Annotated in this window: 23 protein-coding genes; 15 read left to right on the plus strand and 8 right to left on the minus strand. The window is 70.6% G+C overall.

What is annotated here, in order from left to right:
- Positions 1-85: 85 nt before the first annotated feature.
- On the plus strand, positions 86-646 hold the full coding sequence (locus C6N31_RS16365) for a TetR/AcrR family transcriptional regulator (RefSeq protein ID WP_138352341.1): 561 nt from the start codon (positions 86-88) through the stop codon (positions 644-646).
- Between the two features lie 58 nt (positions 647-704).
- Here the strand turns inward: C6N31_RS16365 and C6N31_RS16370 are convergent, their stop codons facing one another.
- Positions 705-1,073 (minus strand): MarR family transcriptional regulator, encoded by a 369-nt coding sequence (locus C6N31_RS16370; RefSeq protein WP_138352427.1) that lies wholly within the window; start codon positions 1,071-1,073, stop codon positions 705-707.
- Positions 1,074-1,266: 193 nt separating this feature from the next.
- Between C6N31_RS16370 and C6N31_RS16375 the strand changes: the two genes are divergently transcribed.
- Both C6N31_RS16375 and C6N31_RS16380 read left to right on the plus strand, forming a co-directional pair.
- Positions 1,267-1,485: a hypothetical protein gene (locus C6N31_RS16375; protein ID WP_138352342.1), complete on the plus strand. Its 219-nt coding sequence runs from the start codon at positions 1,267-1,269 to the stop codon at positions 1,483-1,485.
- Positions 1,486-1,566: 81 nt separating this feature from the next.
- Entirely contained in the window at positions 1,567-1,824 is a 258-nt protein-coding gene (locus tag C6N31_RS16380; RefSeq protein WP_198357733.1) for a hypothetical protein, read from the plus strand.
- A 38-nt stretch (positions 1,825-1,862) separates the two neighbouring features.
- On the opposite strand, the gene C6N31_RS16385 is transcribed toward C6N31_RS16380, so the two are convergent.
- On the minus strand, positions 1,863-2,393 hold the full coding sequence (locus tag C6N31_RS16385; protein ID WP_138352343.1) for a GNAT family N-acetyltransferase: 531 nt from the start codon (positions 2,391-2,393) through the stop codon (positions 1,863-1,865).
- A 178-nt stretch (positions 2,394-2,571) separates the two neighbouring features.
- Here C6N31_RS16385 and C6N31_RS16390 point away from each other — a divergent pair, with 178 nt between their 5' ends.
- From C6N31_RS16390 to C6N31_RS16415, 6 genes are all read left to right on the plus strand, one after another.
- Positions 2,572-4,263 carry a putative adhesin gene (locus C6N31_RS16390; RefSeq protein ID WP_138352344.1) on the plus strand — a complete coding sequence of 564 codons (1,692 nt, stop codon included), beginning with the start codon at positions 2,572-2,574 and terminating at the stop codon, positions 4,261-4,263.
- Between the two features lie 412 nt (positions 4,264-4,675).
- The gene (locus C6N31_RS16395) at positions 4,676-5,503 is read left to right on the plus strand and encodes an alpha/beta hydrolase (protein ID WP_198357734.1); all 828 of its coding nucleotides are present in this window, start codon (positions 4,676-4,678) and stop codon (positions 5,501-5,503) included.
- Between the two features lie 160 nt (positions 5,504-5,663).
- A complete protein-coding gene (locus tag C6N31_RS16400) occupies positions 5,664-6,344 on the plus strand; it encodes a class I SAM-dependent methyltransferase (protein WP_138352346.1) in 681 nt (226 codons plus the stop codon).
- Positions 6,345-6,595: 251 nt separating this feature from the next.
- Entirely contained in the window at positions 6,596-7,882 is a 1,287-nt protein-coding gene (locus tag C6N31_RS16405; protein ID WP_198357735.1) for a phosphatase PAP2 family protein, read from the plus strand.
- Positions 7,883-8,054: 172 nt separating this feature from the next.
- Positions 8,055-8,777, plus strand: a complete 723-nt coding sequence (locus C6N31_RS16410) for a VOC family protein (RefSeq protein ID WP_198357736.1) — start codon at positions 8,055-8,057, stop codon at positions 8,775-8,777.
- A 141-nt stretch (positions 8,778-8,918) separates the two neighbouring features.
- Positions 8,919-9,764 carry a phosphotransferase gene (locus C6N31_RS16415; protein WP_198357737.1) on the plus strand — a complete coding sequence of 282 codons (846 nt, stop codon included), beginning with the start codon at positions 8,919-8,921 and terminating at the stop codon, positions 9,762-9,764.
- On the opposite strand, the gene C6N31_RS16420 is transcribed toward C6N31_RS16415, so the two are convergent.
- From C6N31_RS16420 to C6N31_RS16440, 5 genes are all read right to left on the minus strand, one after another.
- Entirely contained in the window at positions 9,755-10,318 is a 564-nt protein-coding gene (locus C6N31_RS16420) for a hypothetical protein (protein ID WP_198357738.1), read from the minus strand. The genes C6N31_RS16415 and C6N31_RS16420 overlap by 10 nt on opposite strands.
- 112 nt (positions 10,319-10,430) lie before the next feature.
- The gene (locus tag C6N31_RS16425; protein WP_198357739.1) at positions 10,431-12,422 is read right to left on the minus strand and encodes a hypothetical protein; all 1,992 of its coding nucleotides are present in this window, start codon (positions 12,420-12,422) and stop codon (positions 10,431-10,433) included.
- Positions 12,419-12,724, minus strand: a complete 306-nt coding sequence (locus tag C6N31_RS16430; RefSeq protein WP_138352352.1) for a hypothetical protein — start codon at positions 12,722-12,724, stop codon at positions 12,419-12,421. Before C6N31_RS16430 ends, C6N31_RS16425 begins: the two co-directional genes overlap by 4 nt.
- Before the next feature lie 124 nt (positions 12,725-12,848).
- Positions 12,849-13,676, minus strand: coding sequence for an MOSC domain-containing protein (locus C6N31_RS16435; RefSeq protein ID WP_138352353.1), 828 nt, complete (start codon positions 13,674-13,676; stop codon positions 12,849-12,851).
- Positions 13,677-13,843: 167 nt separating this feature from the next.
- Positions 13,844-14,467, minus strand: coding sequence for a TetR/AcrR family transcriptional regulator (locus C6N31_RS16440; protein WP_138352354.1), 624 nt, complete (start codon positions 14,465-14,467; stop codon positions 13,844-13,846).
- Positions 14,468-14,543: 76 nt separating this feature from the next.
- On the opposite strand from C6N31_RS16440, the gene C6N31_RS16445 reads away from it, so the two are divergent.
- The 3 genes from C6N31_RS16445 to C6N31_RS16455 are packed head-to-tail and all read left to right on the plus strand — an operon-like array spanning position 14,544 to position 16,538.
- Positions 14,544-15,236, plus strand: coding sequence for an NAD(P)-dependent oxidoreductase (locus tag C6N31_RS16445; RefSeq protein ID WP_198357740.1), 693 nt, complete (start codon positions 14,544-14,546; stop codon positions 15,234-15,236).
- The gene (locus C6N31_RS16450) at positions 15,233-15,658 is read left to right on the plus strand and encodes a pyridoxamine 5'-phosphate oxidase family protein (protein WP_198357741.1); all 426 of its coding nucleotides are present in this window, start codon (positions 15,233-15,235) and stop codon (positions 15,656-15,658) included. The genes C6N31_RS16445 and C6N31_RS16450 overlap by 4 nt, the downstream gene beginning before the upstream one ends.
- 7 nt (positions 15,659-15,665) lie before the next feature.
- Positions 15,666-16,538 (plus strand): haloalkane dehalogenase, encoded by an 873-nt coding sequence (locus C6N31_RS16455; protein WP_138352357.1) that lies wholly within the window; start codon positions 15,666-15,668, stop codon positions 16,536-16,538.
- An 85-nt stretch (positions 16,539-16,623) separates the two neighbouring features.
- On the opposite strand, the gene C6N31_RS16460 is transcribed toward C6N31_RS16455, so the two are convergent.
- Positions 16,624-17,709 (minus strand): helix-turn-helix domain-containing protein, encoded by a 1,086-nt coding sequence (locus C6N31_RS16460; RefSeq protein ID WP_198357742.1) that lies wholly within the window; start codon positions 17,707-17,709, stop codon positions 16,624-16,626.
- A gap of 99 nt (positions 17,710-17,808) precedes the next feature.
- Here C6N31_RS16460 and C6N31_RS16465 point away from each other — a divergent pair, with 99 nt between their 5' ends.
- The 3 genes from C6N31_RS16465 to C6N31_RS16475 all read left to right on the plus strand — a co-directional run bounded on the left by C6N31_RS16465 (position 17,809) and on the right by C6N31_RS16475 (position 20,604).
- Complete coding sequence (locus C6N31_RS16465; RefSeq protein WP_198357743.1) at positions 17,809-19,026, plus strand: MFS transporter; 1,218 nt, start codon at positions 17,809-17,811, stop codon at positions 19,024-19,026.
- Positions 19,027-19,227: 201 nt separating this feature from the next.
- Positions 19,228-19,806, plus strand: coding sequence for a dihydrofolate reductase family protein (locus C6N31_RS16470; protein ID WP_138352360.1), 579 nt, complete (start codon positions 19,228-19,230; stop codon positions 19,804-19,806).
- 135 nt (positions 19,807-19,941) lie between these two features.
- On the plus strand, positions 19,942-20,604 hold the full coding sequence (locus C6N31_RS16475) for a class I SAM-dependent methyltransferase (RefSeq protein ID WP_138352361.1): 663 nt from the start codon (positions 19,942-19,944) through the stop codon (positions 20,602-20,604).
- Positions 20,605-20,607 lie beyond the last annotated feature (3 nt).

The raw sequence follows: 20,607 nt of genomic DNA on the forward strand, positions 1-20,607 counted from the left end.
GCCACCTAAGATATAGAGGTCTATCTTACGGATGCCAGAGTAGGGCGCTAGAATAAGATAGGCAAGTCTATCCAAGGAGGTATGGATGCCCGAACGACGCCGCGGAGCGGCACTGGAGAAGGCGCTCCTCGATGCGGCCTGGGAAGAACTGGTGGCCAACGGGTACGCCAGGTTCACCATGGACGCGGTCGTTCAGCGCGCGGGCACCAGTCCGCCCGTTCTCTACCGCCGCTGGTCCGACCGCGACGAGCTGGTCCGGGCGACCATCGTCCGCAGCCTGGAGGAGAACCGCCTCGACGTTCCCGACACGGGAAGCCTGCGGGGGGACGTCCTCACCCTCATGCGGGAGATCAACGCCACCCGCGTCCAGTTCATCACCGTCATGAGCGTGCACCTGGCCGGCTACTACCAGGAGACGGGAACCAGCCCCCGGGACCTCCTCGCGACGGGGCGTGAGAACTCCGTCGACGTGCTCTTCGACCGTGCCGTCGACCGCGGCGAGATCAAGCCGGAACTCCTCACCGAACGCATCAAGTCCCTTCCCTTCGACCTGCTGCGCCAGGAGGTCCTCACGACCTTCGCCCCCGTACCCGACCACGTCCTCGAAGAGATCGTCGACACGGTCTTCCTCCCCCTGGTGCGCTGACCGCGGCGACAGCGCCACGCCTCTCGCCCACGGTCCTCGGCGGGAGGCGTTGTTGTCGTCACAGTCGGTCGTGGATGGTCACCAGCTCCCGCAGTACGTCGGTCGCGGTGCCAAGGGCGACGGTGCCGTGGTGGGCGAGTGCGGTGTCGAGGTCCTGGGTCAGGGCGGCCTGGCGCTCCTGGTGCAGAAGGCGGCCGCTGTCGGTGAGGGCGACCGTGACCGATCGCTTGTCGCCCGCGGGGCGTTCGCGAGTGACGTGGCCGGCTGCGGCGAGGCCGTTGACCAGTTGCGTGGCGGCGGCCCCGGTGGTCTCCCTGGCGGCGGCCAGCCGGCCGACCGGCAGCGGCCCCTGATCGGCGAGGACGCGCAGGGCTCGCGCGTGGGTGAGGGAGAGCGCGCCGGGGGTGCGCGTGGCGCGACCGCGCAGTCGGGAGTCGGCGGCACTGAGGCCGTAGGCGGCGCTGGCGAGCTGGTCAAGGGCCTGGTGGTTCGGTGCCGTCCCCGCCCAGCTCGCCGACGCCCGCCGGGCCTGGGTCGTGTCGTCGCGGCACCGGCCGCTGCATCACCGGGACGGCGCACCGCGGGGCGTTTGAACAGGAAAAAGTGGGAACACGTCATTCATGGCGAATCCTGACGACGAAACGAAGACGCCCCACGCTCCCGGCTCCCAGCCGAGCACGCGCCCGGGCTCCGATGAACCGCAGACGATCACGGCGCCGACGCCGCCTGTCGCGCGGACCAGTGATCCTCCGGATCAGGCGGACCTGGCCGACGAGGGGGACGAGTCGGAACGGTCCCGCGCCGACGAGGCGCCGGGGAAGACGTCCGAGGACGACTGAGGGGACCGCATCCCCGAGGTGGCCGGCGGAGCCGGCCCGACGCCGGGGACCGTACTGATCGAGCGTCGGCCCGCCGTAGCTGTGGATATCCCGAGGCAGCAGGCGGGCCGTCGCTCGTGCGGTGAGGCCTATCGCGATCCCGGACGCCGCTCGTCAGCTCGGACCGGAGGCCGTCGCCTTGTCGCCGGCCGTGGCGTCGTCGAATGGATCGAGGGCGATGCGGCCTGGACGATCATCGACCGGATCTCGACGAAGTACACCGGTGCGCCGTACTCCCGAGGACCGGAGCGCGTCGTGGCCGTGATCGAGCCCGAGCGACAGACCGTCGGTGTCGGCTGAACCGGGGCAGGCGGTCGTGGCCGCGCGCTCGCCCGTCGCTATCGTGCGACGGGCGACGTGTCGCTCGCGTGGAGAGGGCGGACCAACACGCGGGTGGTGCTGGCGTCGTCCTCGGTGACGTCCCGGACATGCTCGAAGCCGATTCTGTCCAGCAGGGTCAGTGAGGCCTTGTTGGTCGCGGCTACGGTGGCGTGAACCCTGGACAGTCCGAGGGTGCCGAAGCAGTAGGCGGTGATCGCTTCCGCCAGTTCGGTTCCCAGGCCTGACCCCCAGGCCGCCGGCGCCAGAGCGTAGATGATCTCGTGGCCTCCGGAAACCTCGGTCGGCTTGATCTCGGCATGCCCGACCAGGAGCCCGTTCCGACGGACGGCCCAGACATCGAACAACTCCTGGGCATAGACCTTCGTGAAGATCCGCCCGAACAGGGCCCGGTCCGCCGCTTCGGAGGCGGGGCCGTCACCCATCCACTGCGACACCCTGGTGTCCTGGAACAGTGCGACGAAGCCCTCTTCGTCCTCGGGGACATACGGTTCCAGGAGCAGTCGCTCGGTGCGCAGCGTAGGGGTCACGGGCGGCGACGCTACCCACGCGACACCCGGTCGGCAAACCACTTTCGCCGGACGGCCCGTACCCGGGCGGAGTCGGTCAATTGGCTCCAACTCCCGTACGTTGTGGGCTGGTTCGCGCACATTGCTCCGTGGTGGGCCCGCTCGGCGGGCCGGTAGTCACAAACCGGGGGAGTAGCAGGTGACCACCTTCATCATGGGCCACGGGAATTACAGCGAGCCCGACACTTTCGTCCCGACCGGCAGCAGAATCGGCATCTACGCAGAGGTCAACACCCTGCTGGCCATCACCATCGGCATGGCGGTCCTGTCCACACAAGGGGGCTTCGAGCCGCCGACCACCTTCGACGCGACGGCCGGGAAGACCTCGAAGGTCCACAACTACCGGATCGGTCCGCTCACCCATCCCGAGTACCAGCGGATGCGCACCGTCGACTCCTCGAAGAACACGATCATCTACATCGGCTTCACCGAGGGGTTCGGGAACGAGACCCAGCTCTGCACGGACCTCCAGGGCTGCACGGGCGGCCGGCATCAGTGTGACGGCATCCTGGGCCGGGTCCACGACACCGACATCCGGCTCGCCTTCTGCGTGGGGAAGGCGAGCGAGTCGGGGCAGAGCAAGATGACGACCACGTTCCCGGCGACCGACACCTACGCGGAGCCGAACGCCCACCTGGCGCGCTACATCGACGAGGCCAAGGTCTGGTTCGAGCGGATGACGAAGACCCCGGACGTGGCGATCCCCGCGTTCCACAAGCTCGCCTCCACCGCCCCGGGCGCCCGCGAGGCGTCGTTCATCCTGGCCTCCTCCAAGAAGCTGGAGTCCCTGCTGATCCTGCACGACGCCCGCCAGTACCGCGGCTCGCTGAGCGCGTGGGACTTCCTCAACTATCTGTACGGTCTGACGGAGAAGTCGCGCGCGAGGGTGACCAAGCGACTGCGGACGGAACCCGCTCCGGCCGCCGTTCCCGCGCCCGTGACCGCGCTGGACCGCTTCGTCGCCTCCTACTTCACCGCCGGCACGGCCGAGCGCCGCGCCGGCTGGGCGGCCCTCACCTCGCAGGAGCGGGCGCAGGCCACCGGGAACCACCTGCTCAAGTTCTGGTCGACCCACATCGTGCCCGTCATCGACGTGTACCAGCAGGGCTGGGACTCCCACGATCAGCCGGTCGGCTGGTTCACGGGCGCTTCCTACCGGTCTCCGCTCACCGAATTCGGCGAGGCGGAGGCCCAGCTCTCCCCGAGCTATGTGGACTCCTTCAACGCCTGCATGGCGTTCGGTCACACCGCCGGCCCGGCGGCCTGCCTGGCGCTGTGGAAGCGCCTCGAGGGCAACCCGGACGCCCAGCGGCTGCTGGGCATCATGACCAGGACGAAGGACCCGGCGGCCTGGAAGGCGCAGGTCACACCCGATACCGAGGCGGACCCGCTGGCCGCCTGGCTGGCCGACCACCGAGCCGCCGAGCTGGCCGTCGTGCGCCGGGCGCAGCAGACCGCGGTCGAGGCGGCGCCGAAGGCCGCAGTCGTGGCGAGTTCGTCGTCCTCGGAGAGTGAGGACATCTTCGCGACCGATCCCTTCGCGGACTTCTGGGACGACGCGGACACGGACAACTGGCGGGCCTGCAGGGACTGGAGCAAGGAGAAACCGGTCCAGGTCATCGAACTCGCCGGCCAGTTCAAGTTCGCCGAACGGGCCACGGCCCTGGCGGCCGCGTTCCCCGCCGCCGTGTGGGGCACCTTCTCGGTGGAGGAACTGGGCTTCTCAGGGGGCACCCTCCAGCTGACGGCCGGTGCCATCGACCTCGGTGCGTTCAGGGCCTACCTCGCGCGGCCGGAGATGACGCGTCTGACCACCATCACGGTGCGGTAGCCAGCCCGGCCGCGCGCGCCCTTCGATGGGCCGGGCCGTGCGCCAGGGTGCGGTCCCGGCGGACCGCACCCTGGCCGGTCCCCGCACGAGCGGCACACCGCCGCCACGGTCGACACCGCGGGGCGAGGCGCTGGAACGGCACAGGCCTTTCCCGCCGACCACCCCATTCCCGGCGTGATGGTCACCGCCGAGCCCGGTTGGACCGCCAAGGTGACCACCGCTCATCTCAAGATGCCGATACCGGTGTGAGGTGAACGCCGGCCCAGGCCACCGGACTGGGCCGGCGTTGTGCCGCGGAGTCCACGGTCACCTGCCGGGGGATGTCCCGATCAACGGCGGTGGGGTTGGCACCAGGTGCGGCCGGGAGCTGGCCGGAGTGAGCCGGCGACCGGCTCGGCCTAGCGTCGTGTGCATGGGACTTGTGAACAATCCGCGCACAGTGACGGCGACCCTTGCTGCCGCGTTCGTGCTGGCGGCGGGTATTCCGGCGTCAGCGTCGGCCCCACCCGCCGCCGTCTCGCACCCCCCGGCCGCCGCCCCGACGACCGCTGCCGGACTCGACCGCTACGAACACCAGTCGTTGGCGTGGAAGAGCTGTGTCCTCGGCCCCGACGACGACACCGGCCAGGAGCTGGAGAAGGCCGGGGCCCGCTGCGCGGACGTCATCGTGCCACTCGACTACGCCGATCACGGCGGCCGTACGATCACCGTCGCCGTCTCGCGGATCAAGGCCACCGACACCGCTCACCGCATCGGCTCCCTGCTGCTCAACACGGGCGGCCCCGGCGGACAGGACATCGGCGACCCGCCCTGGGTGCACGACGCGATGAAGGACGCGGGCGGTCGCTACGACATCGTGGGCATGGATCCCCGGTTCGTCGGCCGCAGCACTCCGCTGGACTGCGGATGGCCCACCGGCAGCCCCTGCGCCTTCTGGGACCGGCCACGCGAACGCCCCACCGTCGTACGCCACGACCTTCCCGCGCTGATGGTCAACGCCACGGGCGACCCCCGTACGCCCTATGCCGGCGCCACGGCGATGCATCGCGCGTGGCCCAGTTCGCGCCTGGTCACTGTCGACGGTGCCGACAGGCACGGTATCTACGGCGCGTACGGCAACACCTGCGCCGACAACACGGTCAACGTCTACCTGCGCACCGGAAGGCTGCCCGCCGCGGATGTCACCTGCCCGACCACCGGGCCCACCGCTGGGACCCGGCCGCCGCGCGCAGGAGGATGAGGCCGTCGCCGCGCCGCTCGGCAGGGTCGAGGAGCGGCGCGGCGGTTCACGGTGATCGATGTGGTCCCGGGCCGAGGGATCCACGGTCCGGGCGCCCGGAATTTTGCCGGGGCGGCAACAGGAGTGGCGTGAGCGGGACGCAAGGGGCGACGGCGGGCGCATGACCGACGACATCGCAACAGGTTCGCCCGCGTCCGACGCTCCCGCACCCGCCGACGGGTATGCCGGGGACCCCGCGGTACGGGAGGAGTGGGACAGCCGGTACGCCGACCGGCAGCAGTTGTGGAGCGGCCGGCCCAACGGTGCGCTCGTGGCGGAGGCCGCCGATCTCACACCCGGGCGGGTCCTCGACGTCGGCTGCGGCGAGGGAGCCGACGCGCTCTGGCTCGCACGCGGCGGCTGGGACGTGACCGCGCTCGAAGTCTCGAGCGTGGCGCTGGAGCGGGCGGCCGGCCACGCCCGGGACGCCGGTCTCGCCGTCCGCTGGGTGCACGCCGAACTGGCGCACGCGGCCCTCCCGCCGGGCTCCTTCGACCTGGTCTCCGCCCAGTACGCGGCCCTGCTGCGCACCCCCGACGCCGCGGCCGAGCGAGCGATGCTCGCGGCCGTCGCGCCCGGCGGCGTGCTGCTGCTCGTGCACCACGCGGGCATGGACACCCAGCACCCGGACGACAGCGGCTTCGACCCGGCCGACTACGTCTGGCCCCAGATGGTCGCTGCCCTGCTCGACGACGACTGGGAGGTGGAGGTGGATGAGCAGCGGCCGCGCCTCGCACCCGACGGCGGTGCCGGTGCGCACCACACCGACGACCTGGTGCTGCGCGCACGCCGACTGCGCTGAGACCACTTGGCCCACCTTCGCTTCATCAGCGACCGGTGAAACCCACCCGCACCCGCTCCGATAGGATGATCGACCTCGCGACGATCACCCTGATCGCCCATTCATTCACCAGAAAGCCATACCGACCAGCACAAAGAGCGTCTTTATTTACATCTAACAAATCGGCCAAACAATTGATATCTATAGCAGCGCGCATGTTTTCACGAATTAACTCCAGAATTGCGTTCGCCGCATGGCGCCAACCGCGGGTGATGCTGTGGGCCGCGGTGAGTGTGGCGGCCCTCGCGTTCCTCATCGCGCTGGAGATCACCGCGCGCCGCTACGGCCTGCGGGGGCCGATCACCAACCAGGTGCAAGAGTTGATATTCGGCCCCAAATCGGGGCCGCTGCTGTACGCCGGCATGGCGTTGATGATGCTGGTGCTCACCTGGCGGCAACGGTTCATCGCGCTCGGTGCCGCGCTCGGCATCGACGTCGTCTTCTTCCTGGTGCGGTGGACGGCCGACTCCAGGCTGACCTTCGGCAACGGCGCGTTGTGGGTGCTTTTGAGCTATGGGGTCATCGCTGTCACGCATCGCACCGGCCGGGAACGTGTCCTGCTGCTGAAGGGCGTCGGGCTGGGCCTGCTGCTGGTGACCGGCCGCAAGACCGGCGATGCCTGGCTACTCATCACGTCGAAGACCCGCCCGATGGTGCTCGACCAGTACGTGGCGACCGCCGATCGCGCGCTGGGCAATCCGTCGTGGCTGATGGGCCGGATCGTCAGGGCCAGCGGCCCGATCGGCACCCATCTTCTCGACGCCGTCTACATTCAGCTCGCGGTGGCCGCTGTCCTCGTCGCGCTGTACCAGCTGCGCCATGTGGCGACCGAGCGCCGCTTCCCGCGCCATCATCTGGTGCGCACCTTCCTCGTCATCGGCCTGCTCGGGCCGGCCATCTACATGCTCTTCCCGGTCGTCGGACCGATCTATGCCTACGGCGTCGGCATCGGCGCCGGCGGCGGCGAGCACTGGGCGCTGGCCAACCTGTGGCCGAACACGCTGCCGCCGATCGCCGCCCCGCACCCGGTGCTCTTCGACGCGGTCACCCCCCGCAACTGCATGCCCAGCCTGCACACAGCGTGGGCCACCGCGATCTTCATTCATTCCCGCAAGGGCCCGCGCTCTCTGCGTTACGCGGGCACGTTCTGGCTGATCGCCACGCTCTGCGCGACGCTGGGATTCGGTTATCACTACGGTGCGGATCTCGTTGCCGGCGTGGTGTTCGCCTTCACGATCGAGGCAGGGCTGCGCGCGCACGACCGTGGCTGGGAACGGTCAGGAATACGGCTGGTCGCTCACGGCGCAGCGGTCTTCGCCGGGCTCCTGGTGGCGTATCGCTATCTGCCGATGGAAATGGCCGAACACGCGTGGCTGTCCGGACCGCTTCTTGTTCTCGCGATGGCGTCGGTGGTGCACGGCTACCTGCGGACCACCAAGCTGTGGGATCTGAAGGCCGCACCGGTGCAGCAACCGGAACCGCAACCCGTCCTGGTTTGAGCCGTTTCGCACCAGGGTGCGGGCTGACCGCGTTCAGCATCCCGGCTGCACCAGGGCGTGCGGGCGAAAACCTGGATGCGGGTGACGTGGGGTCGCCATAGGCTCCCGTTCGAGGGGCCGACAAAGGCGCCCTGTCGACAGCGGTCGGTCAGTGATCGGAGATGCGCAGGGTATGACGTGTCAACTGTTCGCGGTCTGTTTCGATGCGAGCGAGCCGCTGCGGCTCGCGAGGTTCTGGTCCGGGGTCCTGGGCTGGGAGATGGTCGACGATCCACACGACGGCATCATGCTCCTGCCCAGTGATGACACCGGGTTCCGCATCCGTTTCCTGCCGAGTCAGGATCGGAAGGCCGGCCAGAACCGGATGCACTTCGATCTGACCAGTACATCCCTGGAGGACCAGCAGCAGACGGTGACCAGGTCGCTCGGTCTTGGCGCACGGCACATCGACATCGGCCAGACCCCGGAAGACGGTCACGTGGTACTCGCCGACCCCGAAGGCAACGAGTTCTGCGTCATCGAGCCGGGCAACAAGTTCCTCGCCGACTGCGGATTCATCGGCGCCCTGGCCTGCGACGGTTCGCAGGAAGTCGGGTACTTCTGGAGCGAAGCGCTGGGATGGCCGCTGGTCTGGGACCAGGACCAGGAGACCGCGATCCGCTCACCGCACGGTGGTCCGAAGATCACCTGGGGCGGCCCACCAGTGGCTCCCAGAACAGGCAGGAACCGCCTGCACTTCGACCTCGCTCCATCCACCGACGGCGATCGGCAGACAGAGGTCGACCAGCTGCTCTCCCACGGCGCGACCCGAACCGACGCCGGCCAGGGCGAGCTCGGCGCGGTGGCGATGACCGATCCCGACGGCAACGAGTTCTGCGTACTGACGCCCCGGTAACGCGGCCAGGGGCCGGCGGAGCGCTTTGCTGAGGCACACCCGCTCTCGCCTGCCGTGCAGAAGTCCAGCCGCCGGTGCGAAGGCCACGGGTGGGCGAAAAGAAGGTGCGCCGGGTGGGTCGGTGTCGGCAGGATGCGCGGCGTGACCGAGCAGTTGAGCAACGCACTCCCGTCCGCGTCCGTCCTTGAGGCCTTCGGGGTGAGGGGCAGTCCGGTTCAGTTGGCCGGTGGGCAAGGGCGAAGCGTTCTCGTCGGTGGGTTTGTGTTCAAGCCTGCTGAGGGGCCTGAGGACGAGACCGAGTGGGCGGCTTCCCTGCTCGAGGGGCTGGCGGCAGGCAGTGGTTTCCGCGTCCCGCGGCCGCTGCGGGCGGCTGATGGGCGAAGTGTCGTGGACGGCTGGACCGCCGGCGAGTTCCTGACCGGAGAGCCTGGTCCGCGGGGACACTGGGACGGTGTGCTCAGTGTCGGCCGTTCCTTCCATGCCGCTTTGCGGAACCTGCCCCGGCCCGAGTTCCTCGACCGGCGGGCCCATCCCTGGGCTGTGGCCGACCGGGTCGCGTGGTGCGAACAGGACATCGACGTGATCGATGACCTCTCCGCGGCGTATTCGACGCTGCTGGAGCTGAGGCGGCCGGTGCAGCAGGAGGCGGCTCAGCTCATTCACGGCGATCTCACCGGGAATGTGCTTTTCGCGGCAGACGACGTGCCTGTAGTCATCGACTTTTCGCCGTACTGGCGACCACCGGTGTTCGCCGAGGCCATCGTGATCGCAGACGGTCTGCTGTGGTTCGATCTTCCGTCCGATCTGCTGACGAGTGTCAGTGATCATCCGGCCTGGCAGCAGATGCTGATTCGTGCACTGATCTTCAGGCTCGTCGCGCACAGCGAGAGCGTGGGGCCGTCGGGACGGGCTCAGCCGGGTGAGTCGGAGCGGTACAGGAGGGCAACCGACGTTGTGGTGACGACGTTGGCGTCGCTTCAGGGGTAGTTCGCTCCTGGGTGATCTCCAGCCGACGGGACCACTGCCTGAGGTGGCTTGGGCCAGGGACAGGCCGGATCTTCGGTGATCTTCACCTGCTGGGGGTTGTCTCTGGGGAAGGTCCAGATGCGGCCCAGGGTGCTGGTGGCGGTCACTGTGGTTGCGTCCAGCGTGACTTCGGTGAACGGGTTGGAGTCGCAGGAGACCGCGATCCATTGCAGAGTGTGGTCGTCGTCGTCCCGGGTCAGGGCGACCCAGCCGATGCTGCCGTGGGCCGATGATTCCCCTGCCAGGGCGCGGCTTCCGGCGTGGACGCAGGTGGCGAAGGTCGTATCGACGTCGATCCAGGTACTGGGGGTCCACGCGGTGGCCCGTAGAACTTCCCACCACTGCCAGTCCTCGGCCCGCCGGTCATGGAGCCGGTCGGCGGGGGAGAACCGCATGAGATTCATGACCGACAGGGATCCGTCGCCGAACATGATGAAGTCCCCGTCAGGCGCCTCCCGGGCGCGCCAGCGGTCCTGCACGAGGACGGCCTTGGGTGCCGTATAGGGGAAGCTCACACCCGCCATCATGACATCGAGGAACGGTGCGAACAGGGGGACACATGGGTCAAGATCAGGGCCTCGGCCCGGTCTCGTGTACGGGCGGGTGGGCGCCGTGGCTCGTGCCGTGTCAGGCGGCGCCAGGTCCGCAGATGGCGTGGAGTGCGGCGCGCGCCGCGTCGCACAGGTCGTCGTCCTCCGGGACGGAGCGCCAGGTTCCCTGTCTGACGGGGCGCACGTCGGCGTCCAGGAACGCCCGCAGGACGGGCTCCGCCGGGGCGGCGTCGGTGCCGATCTCGGCCAGCAGCTTCACGGTCTCGACGACCGCCCGATGAACGCCGCCCCGCTCGGTGAACGGTGCGATCGCTCGGACCAGGACAGGGACCACCTCGTCGGTTCGCCCGGTGATCCGCCACAGCGCCTCGCCGACACGCAGCGGTAGCCAGCCCTCCTGGTGCACGGTGAGGAGTTCGCGCAGCCGCCCGACGTACGCGGCGCCCGGCGTGCCCAGTTCCGCCAGCAGAACGGCGGCGTTGTCCTGGTCGTACGGCTCGCCCAACTGCGGGACCAGCAGAGCCAGCGCGGGCTCCCGGTCGCCGGTCAGCCGCCCGTACGCGAGCGCCAGGCTGCGCGGCGCGAACGGCTGGTCCGCGGGCGGGGCGTCGAGCAGGGCGCGCAGCCGCTCGCGGGGCACGGCCCGGGCCGCGGCCGGTCCGATCGCGGCGAGTGCGTCCAAAGCCCACACCACGGCGTGGGTGTCCAGGAGGCCCAGCAGTTCCGGGAGGGCGGGGGCGGCCGCGGCGCCCCAGGACTCCAGCAAGCGGCAGAGCTCGCGGCGTTCGTCGAGGGTGGATGCGGCGGCGAGCCGGGCCCGCAGCGGGGGCAGCAGTGCGTCGGCGTGGGCGCTGAGCCCTGCGGCGACCTCGTTGAGGCTCAGCTCGTACGTCCACCAGCCGTCGGCGTGGGACGCGTGGTACGCGAACCCGAGCTGCGCTTGGGCCAGCCGCCGCACCAGCGGTGGTACGCACCGGGCGTCACCGAGCCGGGACAGGGCCCAGATCGCGTGGGACCGGGCGGGCAGGTACGGCTCGCCCTCGTCCGTCACCATGGCCGCCAGCGCGTCCGCCCAGGGACGGGCGGCGTGCCCGCACATGCCGAGGACCCGGGAGGCGAAGAGCCGGTTGTCGGGCTCGGGGTCGGACAGTGAACGGGCCACAGCCGGGAGCAACTCCGGGACGGCGGAGCGCCGACGGCTGAGCGCCTGGGCGGCCGCCTGCAGCGCGCCCGCGCGCACGGAGGGGTCGGGGTGGCCGATCAGTCTCTGGATTGCGTCGGCCAGGGCCGCCCGGTCCTCTCCCAGCAGGCCGACGGCCCAGACGACCGTGGGCTTGGCCGCGCCGCGTCCCGGCCGCCATGTCTCCGGTTCGCTGCCGGACAGCACGTTGGACACTGTCTGTGCGTACACGGAGTCGTCCTGCCCCGGAAGCGCGCGGCGCAAGGCCTGCACGGCAGCGAGGCGTACGGAGGGCTCGGCGTCGTCCATGAGTTCCCGCAGCCAGCCGATCGAGGCGCCGCGCTGTTCACGAGCATGGGCGATCAACGAGCCGACCGAGTTGACGAGTTGGATCCTCGTTTGTGGGTCGGACTCCACGGCCCACCGGGTCCGCAGCCCCGCGGTCACCTCGTCGGCCCGGTGGTGGGCCTGCGCGAGGGCGTCAGCGACGGCGGTACGGTGCACCGCCAGCGGACCGTCCAGCAGCGGCAACAGGTCCGTCACCGCCAGGTCCCACGCGGCGGGCCAGGCCGAGGTGACGAAGCGGGGTGCTGCGCTGTTCGCCGCGTCGGCCAGCGCCCCGACGAGGTCCAGGAGCTCCTGGCGGACGTCCGCGTCGATGGCCGGGTCGGCGGCGGCCGCGATGACGTACCCAAGAGCGGCCGGAGCCGAGGAATGGACCGCGCCGCCCTGATGGTGGACGTGCGTGAGCAGATCGTCGGCAGCGGCCGCGGCCTTCTCCGGCCGGTGGAGATCCCGCAGCATGCCGGGCACGTCCCCGGCAGCACCGTAGGCGTGCCTCAGCGCCGCCCAGTCGACGTTGTCGAGCCGCGCGAGCGCGTCGCTCATCGGTAGCTCTCCTCGACCTGCTCCGCGACCGCGAAGACGGCGATCTCCTCGGCGTACCGCGTGCGGCGGTCGTCGTCCGCAGCCGAGGCGATGAGGCCCGCCATCAGGACGGCCTCTTGCGGCTCCCCGGGGGAGCGGCCGGTCGCGATGGCCGCCAGGTACGGGAGGGCGGGGAAGCTGTCGTCGTAGACGGATTCCTGGTGACACAGGTCGTCCCACAGGTCGCTCCAGACCTGTCCGTCCTCCTCACCGCCCAGGCGGGCGAAGGCGGCGGCCAGGTCGTCGGAGGGTCTCACGCTCATGCCACCGGATTGTTCCGGACACCGGTCCCGTGCCGGAGAGCGGCCCCGGCGAACGGGCGGATCCCGGTGGCCGGTTCGCGACGGTCCCACCGGCGGGCCTCCGGCCGGCGATCCGATGCCCGGTTCACAGCTCCGATGCCCCCCAGGAGGTGACGTGCACCTCGTCGCCGGTGGACAGTTTTCCGGGTCGCAGTACGGCGTACTTGGTGCCGAAGGCGACGCCGCCCTCGGCGGCCCGGCGATAGATGGCCAGGGTGCGCAGTGGCTCGGGGCCCGCCTTGGTGCCGGCCTGCTGGTCGACCATGGTGACGGCGCACCGGATGGCGAGCTTGGCGTAGCCGAGTTCGCTGTCGCCGATAGTGATGCGGTGGGCGCGGTCCTCGGTGTGGGGGGTGTCCCAGCCGTCGACGACGATGTTCGGGCGGAAGCGGTCCATGGGGAGGGGCGGGCTGCCGTGTTCGCCCAGCCGCTCGTTCAGCAGATCCACGGTGGACCGGGAAAGGATGTGGACGGCGCAGCTGTCGGCGTAGCCGGAGGTGCCGGGTGTCCGGCCGTCGGTGACGCGGTGGTGGTCGGCCGGAACGCGCACCAGGCGGCTCGGGGTGCCGAGAACGTCGGACAGCCATGCGGCGGCTTCGGTTCCCTGGTCGATGCCCCTGAACGGAGCCCCGAACAGCGTGACGTCGCGAGGACGGCCGGAGGTGTCGATGTCGATGCCCGTCGGGTCCGCGCCCGGGGCGTGCAGGGTGAGCCGCTCTCCGCCGTCGCTGAGCTCGGGGCGGATCACTGCCAGTCGCGGGTTGCGCCGCTGGCTGCGGAAGACTCCGTCCTCGCCGGTGACCATGAAACTGCGGTCATGCGCGAGGCCCGCGGGGGTCAGCACCGCGGTGTGCGTCGGCATGGGGGCGCAGCCCTTGACGGGGTAGGACACCAGCTGCGCGACCCTGGCCACATGCTCTCCCTTGTGCTGTGTTCATGCCGTACCACTGGTGACCGTATGGACAGGTGTGGCTCGTCGGCAATGGAAATACGCGCCTGCGGCAGGCCCGGCCGACGGCCCTAAGCCATCCGGCGTTCCGTCGAACAGCAGGAGACCGTGGAGCCGCGGAGGGGTTCGCGCTAGCCCCGGTGGGCTGCTCTCGTGGCTGCCGCGGTGCGCGCCCTCGGCGTCAGTGCGGCGCGCAGCGCCGGGGTGAGGATGCGGCGGGACTCGGCGGGGGTGAGGGCGGCGGGGGTGGGGAGCGGGTTGAGGTAGCGGGTGTAGATGAGGCCGCCGAGGATCGTCACCACAGCCGTGGCACGGGCGGTCGCGTCCCGGCCGCCGAGAAATTCAACAAGCCGGGCCAGCAGCTCCTGTTCCAGATATTCGCGGATCACCTCGGAGGCCTCGTCACCCTGGGCGGTGAGCCGGCGGAAGTCGGCGTCCTCCCACAGGTCCGTCACCGCGTCGATCAAGCGGTCGGGGAGGGTCGCCGGGTCGCCGAGGAGGACATCGTCCACTGCCAGTGCGTTGGCGCACTGGAACTGCATCACGTCTGCGAACAGGCCCTTCTTCGACCCGAAGTGGTACGCGATGAGTGCCGGGTCGACCCCGGCGGCGCCGGCCACCGCGCGCAGGGTGGTGCGCCGGTAGCCGCGCTCCAGGAACAGCGCGCGGGCCGCCACGACGATCGACTCGCGGGTCGGCGGGTTGCCACGCGGGCGGCCGCGCGTGCGGGCTGGGGCGGGGGCGGTGTTATTCATCAGCGTTGAGCTTGCGTTTCATGATCGGCACAGTCAAGGGCGTTCCGGAAACCACACGGAGGGATGACCCGACATCATGCGTATCGCAGTCTTCGGCGCCAATGGACCGACCGGCCGCCACCTCACCGAACAAGCCCTGGCAACCGGCCACGAGGTCGTCGCCGTGACCCGTCGCCCCGGCTCCATCGCCGCGCGGCCAGGACTGACCGTAGCCGTCGCCGACGCCACCGACCCGGCGGCCGTCGACGCCGCGATCGGCGGGACGGACGCCGTCCTGTCCGCGCTGGGCGCACGCTTCAGCAAGGAGGCCATCACCACGTACTCCGCGAGCGCCACCGCCATCACCGAGGCCATGGACCGGCACGGCGTCAAGCGGCTGCTCACTGTCAGCTCCAGCATCGCCGACCCCAACTGGCGTCCCACCGGAGCGCACTTCTTCAACCACGTGCTCGACCCGCTGGTGAACCGACGCCTCGGCCGCACCCTCCACGAGGACATGCGCCGGATGGAGGCCGTGATCCGTGGGACGGGCCTGGACTGGACCCTCGTGCGGCCGTCCGGCCTCTTCGAGCACCCCGTCGTCACGGATTTCCACACCGCCGAGACCAGCGCCGACGGCGTCTTCACCGCCCGTGCCGACCTCGCCGCGAGCATGCTGCGCGAAATGGAGGAGCGACGGTACGTCCGCACGGCCATGGGTGTCATCACCAAGGCTGTGCAGCCGAACATCGCCAAGCTGATCTGGAACGAGGGAGTGAAGAAGAAATGAGCCGGGCCGTTGAACTCCCCGCCATCACACGGGCGTTCTTCGCCCGTCCCCACACGGCCACCTTCACCACCCTCCGCCCCGACGGCACCCCGCACGTCACGCCCGTCCGCTTCACCTTCGACGCGACCACCGGCCTGGCCCGGGTGACCACCCGGGCGGGAGCCCGCAAGTCCCGGAACGTGGCGGCGGGCGGCCCGGCGGCCCGGGTCGCGCTCTGCCAGGCGGACGGATTCGACTGGGTCACCCTCGAAGGCCGGGCCACCGTCACGGACGAACCCGCGCGCCTGGCCGAGGCGGTCCGCCGCTACACCGTCCGCTACGGGGCGGCACCGCCCGCCCCGTTGGACCTGGTCGTCGTCGAGATCGCCGTCGACCGCGTCCTGAGCCTCAACCTTCCCCTCCCCGTACTGAAAGCGAAGTGACCCCGAGATGCCCACCATCCCCGTCCTTGATTCCACCGTCCACTACCGGGAGTCCGGCGACCCCGACGGGCTGCCGTTCGTCTTCCTCCACGGCAACCCCACCTCCTCCCACCTGTGGCGGAACGTTCTGCCGGGTGTGGCCGCGCCCGGCCGCCGCCTGCTGGCCCCCGACCTCATCGGCATGGGCGACTCCGGCAAGCCCGACCTCGCCTACTCCTTCGACGACCACTCCCGCTACCTCGACGCCTGGTTCGACGCCCTCGGTCTCACCGAGGCGGTCCTGGTCGGCCACGACTGGGGCGGCGCGCTCGCCTTCGACCGTGCCGCCCGCCTGCCGGGCACCGTCCGCGGTCTAGCCTTCACCGAGACGATCATCAAACCGCTGGTCGGCGACGAATTCCCGGCGGCCGGGCGGGAGTTGTTCACCCTCCTGCGCACCCCCGGGGTGGGGGAGGAGATGATCCTGGAGAAGTCACTGTTCATCGAGGGACTCCCGGGCACGCTCGCCACCCCGCTCGACCCTGCCGACCTCGATGTCTACCGACGCCCTTTCCCGACCCCGCACAGCCGCCGCCCGGTTCTGGCGTGGACGCGCATGATGCCGCTGGACGGCGAGCCCGCCGACGTCGTGGCCCGCATCGAGCACTACGACGCCTGGCTGGCCGCCAGCCCCGACGTCCCCAAGCTGCTCGCCGCGTTCGAGCCGGGCCCGGGCGCGATGACCGACCAAGGGGCCGTGGCCTGGTGCGAGGAGAACATCGCGGGCCTGGAGGTCTCCCGCTTCGGCCTGGCCGGCCACCACTCTCCGGAGGACCGCCCCGAGGAGTTGGCCGCGGCGATCAGCGCCTGGGTGGACCGCCACCGGCTGGCCCGCCCGTAGGGTCCCCCCGGGTTCCCGATCACGACGGTGCCGATCGTCCCGGGGCCGACCATCGCGGTGCCGACCGGGCAGCCGCCGACGGGTGTCAGCGCAGTACGGCCGCCAGCAGGTCGGCGCCCAGCGCTGTCAGATCGGGCAGATTGAGGGTGTAGCGGACGTAGCGACCGTGCCGCCGGGCTGTGAGCAGGCCCGCGCGGCGCAGGACAGCGAGGTGGCGGGAGACCTCCGGGGGTGAGAGTTCCCAGGCGTGGGCCAGCTCACCGGTGGTGTGCGGGCCGCGGGCCAGGGTACGCAGCAGCCGCAGGCGTACCGGATGTGCGAGGGCCTCCAGCCGTAGTGTGACCGTTTCCAGGGATACCGGCTCCGATGGGCTCGGCTCGCCCACGGGGTACTGCACCACCGGCTGCCACCCGGGCGCGTGGACCGCCACCAGGTGCGGGCGGCCGAAGACGCTGGGGATGAAGGTCACTCCGGTGCCGTGGGCGGCGGTCGCCTTGTCCTGCAGCTTGTCCACGATGATGCAGTCGCCGTCCGGTGCCAGGGTGACCGCGCCGGAGACCGATGCGAGTGCCGCCCCGATGCCCTGGCGCTTCAGCAGGTCGTTCTTGATGCGCAGGTCGGTGGCGAGCCGCACGGCGACGTCCGTCCAAGCGGCGTCGAAGAAGGCCTCGGCGCACTGTTCGAGGGTGTGGCGGACCCGCGCCCGCACAGCGGCCGGGTCCGCGAGCAGCCGTTCCGCGAAAGCCTCTTGCAGCGCGCCGCGGGCCTGGGCGACGTCCAGGGCCCGCTCGCGGGCGGCGGCATCGGTGAGGGGCGACGGCGTGCCGAAGTGGACCCGGTTGCTGCCGCAGGTGGTGACGAGTGCTGCCCGCACATACGTTTCGTCGTCGATCCGGTCCACGTCGTCCAACTCCTCGGCGAGGGTCGGCCGAGGACGGGCGGGGATCAGGAAGTCGGCCTGCGAGGAACGCCAGAGGAACTCCGCCTCGCGCAACCGCTCGGCCAGTTCCGGCCGCAGCCCGGCCCAGACCTCGCCGGCCCAGCCGGCGAGCTGCGGGTGGTGTCCCGGTTCGGCCAGCACGTGCAGCATCGCGGTCAGCTCGGCCAGCGGGGAGGCGGCGAACCGCAGTCGCTCGGCCGGCAGGCCGCTGATGTCGATCCTCAAGGTCACCCCCTCATCATCACCGACCGGAAGGGCGACGACGGCGTCGGTTGACGGTGTCCGTCAACCGGCGTTCCCGGCCCGGCGGCCGAACGCACCGTTGACGCCATGGCAACCATCACCAAGATCCAGCCCGGTGCCCTTGTCCGGGCCTCCGGAGGTCCCCGCTATGCCGTCGCCCTGGCCGTGGATGCGCTCGGCACCGGCCTGCTGCGGCCCTTTCTGCTGCTCTACGGGGTGACGGTGCTGAGGCTGTCCGCGCCGGCCACCGGCATCGCCATGACGGTCGGCGTCGTCGTGGGCCTGGTGTGCATGCCCGCGGTGGGCCGGTGGCTGGACCGGGGCGCACGCAGCACGGTCGTGGCGGCGTCGATGCTGGTGCGGGTGGTGGGCGTGGCGCTGCTGCTGGCCACCCCGGCAGGGCACGTCGGGCTGTTCGCGACGGCGGCCCTCTTCCTCGGTATCGGGAACCAGGCATGGCCGGCCGCCCACGCGGCTCTCGTGGCCACGGTCGCCCATGGCCGGGAACGCGACACCGCTCTCGCGGCAGGCCGCGCCCTGCGCAACGCCGGCCTGGGCGCCGGCGCGCTCCTTGCCACCGCCTGCCTGGCGGGCGGCACCACCGCATTGCAGGCGCTGGCCGCCGTCACCGGGCTCGCCTATCTCACCGCGGCGGCCCTGGCATGGTCGGTCCATCTGCGCGCGGACCCGGCCGCTACCCCGGCCACGGAAGGGGGCGACGGGCCCGCACCACGGATGCGCGCGCTGCTGGCCGCCAACGTGATCTACGCCTTCTGCCTCAACATCCCCGAAATCGCGCTCCCGCTGGTACTGGTAACACAGCTGCACGCATCCCCGATGTGGTCGGCAGCCATCTTCGTGGCCAACACGGTGCTGGTGGTCACCCTGCAGGTTCCGGTCACCGTGCTGATGTCCCGCTTCTCGCGGCGCACGCTGCTGGCTCTCGCCGGCGGGGTACTCACCGCGTCCTACCTCGGCTTCCTCGCGGCCACCTCACTGGGACACGGCTGGGCCGCCCCGGCCGTCGCCACGGTGTCCGTGGCCTGCACCATCGGCGAGATCCTCTATGCCGGCAGTGCCACCGCGCTCGTCACCGTCCTCGCCCCGGCCCACGTCCTGGGACGCTCACTCGCCCGCTTCCAGCTCTCCACGGGCTTCGGCCTCGCCGTCTCCCCGGCGGTCATCACCACTCTCGCACCCCACGGCTCGGCCGCCCTCTGGGGCAGCCTCGCCGCTGCGACGCTCCTCTCGGCCGGCGCCGTGGCCGGCGAGGAGGATCAAGGAACGCGGCTCAGCGGCTCATGAGAGCGGTGTGCTCGTCCAGCAGGGGCTCTCGGGTGGCGGCCGGGACGGCCGAGGAGCGCATGGGCGTGCTGGTGTCCGCCGAACGGAGGACCGGGCCGAGTGTCCTGCTGGGCCCGGGGAACCGTCGGAGGGCGATGAGTTTCGCAGCGATTGCCGGTCTTTATCCCCAGCACGCCATCAACCGCACCCGAGGAGCGCATCATGACCGCCACCTACACATTCGACGTCTTTTCCAGCCTCGACGGCTTCGGCGGCGCCGGCGGCAACTGGACCGGCTACTGGGGCAAGCAAGGCCCCGAGCTCCTCGACCACCGCCTCGCTCTGTACGCCGAGGAGCAGCGGATGGTCATGGGAGCCAACACGTATCGGGCGTTCGCGGAGATGCTGGCCGCGAGCACCGAGGACTCCGATGTGCGTGACGCCTGGGTCACCCGGATGAGGAGCCTGCCGGCAACGGTGGTCTCCACCACGCTGGAAGGACCCCTCGACTGGCCGGATGCGAAGGTCGTGAGCGGCGATGCCGTCGACGTCGTCGCCCGGCTCAAGGAGGAGTCCGAGGTACCGCTGCGCTCGCACGGCAGCCTGTCGATGAACCGGGCGCTGATGGCCGCCGGTCTGGTCGACCGCGTCCAGGTGACCCTCTTCCCTGTGATCACCGGTCGGAACGGTCTGGCCCCGGTCTTCCAGGGCGCCGCCGACTTCGACCTCGAGTTGATCGAGAGCCGCACCCTCGACGGCCGCATCCAGGAGCTCGTCTACCGGCCCACCCTGCATGTCTGAGCCGACCCATGCACTTCACCCCGGCAAGCAGCCGACCTGACCCGAGCCCCGGTGCCCGCGGCGAACCCGGCACAGGCGGGCGGGCGAATCGTGATTCTCCCGCTCGCCCCGTCGCCGGGAACTACTGTCGCGGGCATGGTCGAACACGATGCCCTCGATGCCACCCGCGAGGGATACGACGCCGCTGCCTCCCTGTATGCGCAGCGGTTCCGCGACGAGCTGCGTGACAGGCCCTTGGACCGCGCGATCCTGAGGGCCTTCGCCGAGGTCGTCAGTGGGAGTGGGGGCGGCCCGGTCGCGGACCTGGGATGCGGGCCCGGCCATATCGCCGCGCATCTTGCCGAGTTGGGGCCGGCGGTGTTCGGCATCGATGCCTCGCCCGCGATGATCGGATTGGCTCGGCAGGCTTATCCGGGCCTGCGGTTCGACGTGGGCTCGATGGCCGCGTTGAACATCGCTGACGGTGTGCTGAGCGGCGTACTCTCACGGTGGTCCGTCATCCACACGCCGCCGCGGGAACTCCCCGTCATACTCGCGGAGTTCCATCGTGTGCTGGCACCTGGCGGCCACCTTCTGATCGGCTTCTCGGCCAGCGATGACGCGTCCCACCCGACGCAGGTCTTCGATCACGCCGTCGTGCCGGCCTATCGGTGGTCACCCGACCACCTCGCCGCGATGCTGCGCGAGGCGGGATTGGCCGAGGTGGCCCGGATGGTGCGCGAGCCTCAGCCCACCGACCGACGGCAGTTCCAGGAGATCCACCTGCTCGCCCGCAAAACCGAGCCAGGGAGTGCGTGACGG

Origin of the sequence: Streptomyces fildesensis (assembly GCF_016107395.1) — a bacterium.
GTDB classification, from domain to species: domain Bacteria; phylum Actinomycetota; class Actinomycetes; order Streptomycetales; family Streptomycetaceae; genus Actinacidiphila; species Actinacidiphila fildesensis.

Coding starts and splice junctions, on each gene's coding strand:
- C6N31_RS16455 (WP_138352357.1), top strand. CDS start 15,666: ATGCCCACCATCCCCGTCCTTGATTCCACCGTCCACTACCGGGAGTCC.
- C6N31_RS16400 (WP_138352346.1), top strand. CDS start 5,664: ATGACCGACGACATCGCAACAGGTTCGCCCGCGTCCGACGCTCCCGCA.
- C6N31_RS16465 (WP_198357743.1), top strand. CDS start 17,809: ATGGCAACCATCACCAAGATCCAGCCCGGTGCCCTTGTCCGGGCCTCC.
- C6N31_RS16365 (WP_138352341.1), top strand. CDS start 86: ATGCCCGAACGACGCCGCGGAGCGGCACTGGAGAAGGCGCTCCTCGAT.
- C6N31_RS16445 (WP_198357740.1), top strand. CDS start 14,544: ATGCGTATCGCAGTCTTCGGCGCCAATGGACCGACCGGCCGCCACCTC.
- C6N31_RS16405 (WP_198357735.1), top strand. CDS start 6,596: ATGCTGTGGGCCGCGGTGAGTGTGGCGGCCCTCGCGTTCCTCATCGCG.
- C6N31_RS16395 (WP_198357734.1), top strand. CDS start 4,676: ATGGGACTTGTGAACAATCCGCGCACAGTGACGGCGACCCTTGCTGCC.
- C6N31_RS16440 (WP_138352354.1), bottom strand. CDS start 14,467: ATGAATAACACCGCCCCCGCCCCAGCCCGCACGCGCGGCCGCCCGCGT.
- C6N31_RS16410 (WP_198357736.1), top strand. CDS start 8,055: ATGACGTGTCAACTGTTCGCGGTCTGTTTCGATGCGAGCGAGCCGCTG.
- C6N31_RS16475 (WP_138352361.1), top strand. CDS start 19,942: ATGGTCGAACACGATGCCCTCGATGCCACCCGCGAGGGATACGACGCC.
- C6N31_RS16430 (WP_138352352.1), bottom strand. CDS start 12,724: ATGAGCGTGAGACCCTCCGACGACCTGGCCGCCGCCTTCGCCCGCCTG.
- C6N31_RS16470 (WP_138352360.1), top strand. CDS start 19,228: ATGACCGCCACCTACACATTCGACGTCTTTTCCAGCCTCGACGGCTTC.
- C6N31_RS16375 (WP_138352342.1), top strand. CDS start 1,267: ATGGCGAATCCTGACGACGAAACGAAGACGCCCCACGCTCCCGGCTCC.
- C6N31_RS16425 (WP_198357739.1), bottom strand. CDS start 12,422: ATGAGCGACGCGCTCGCGCGGCTCGACAACGTCGACTGGGCGGCGCTG.
- C6N31_RS16450 (WP_198357741.1), top strand. CDS start 15,233: ATGAGCCGGGCCGTTGAACTCCCCGCCATCACACGGGCGTTCTTCGCC.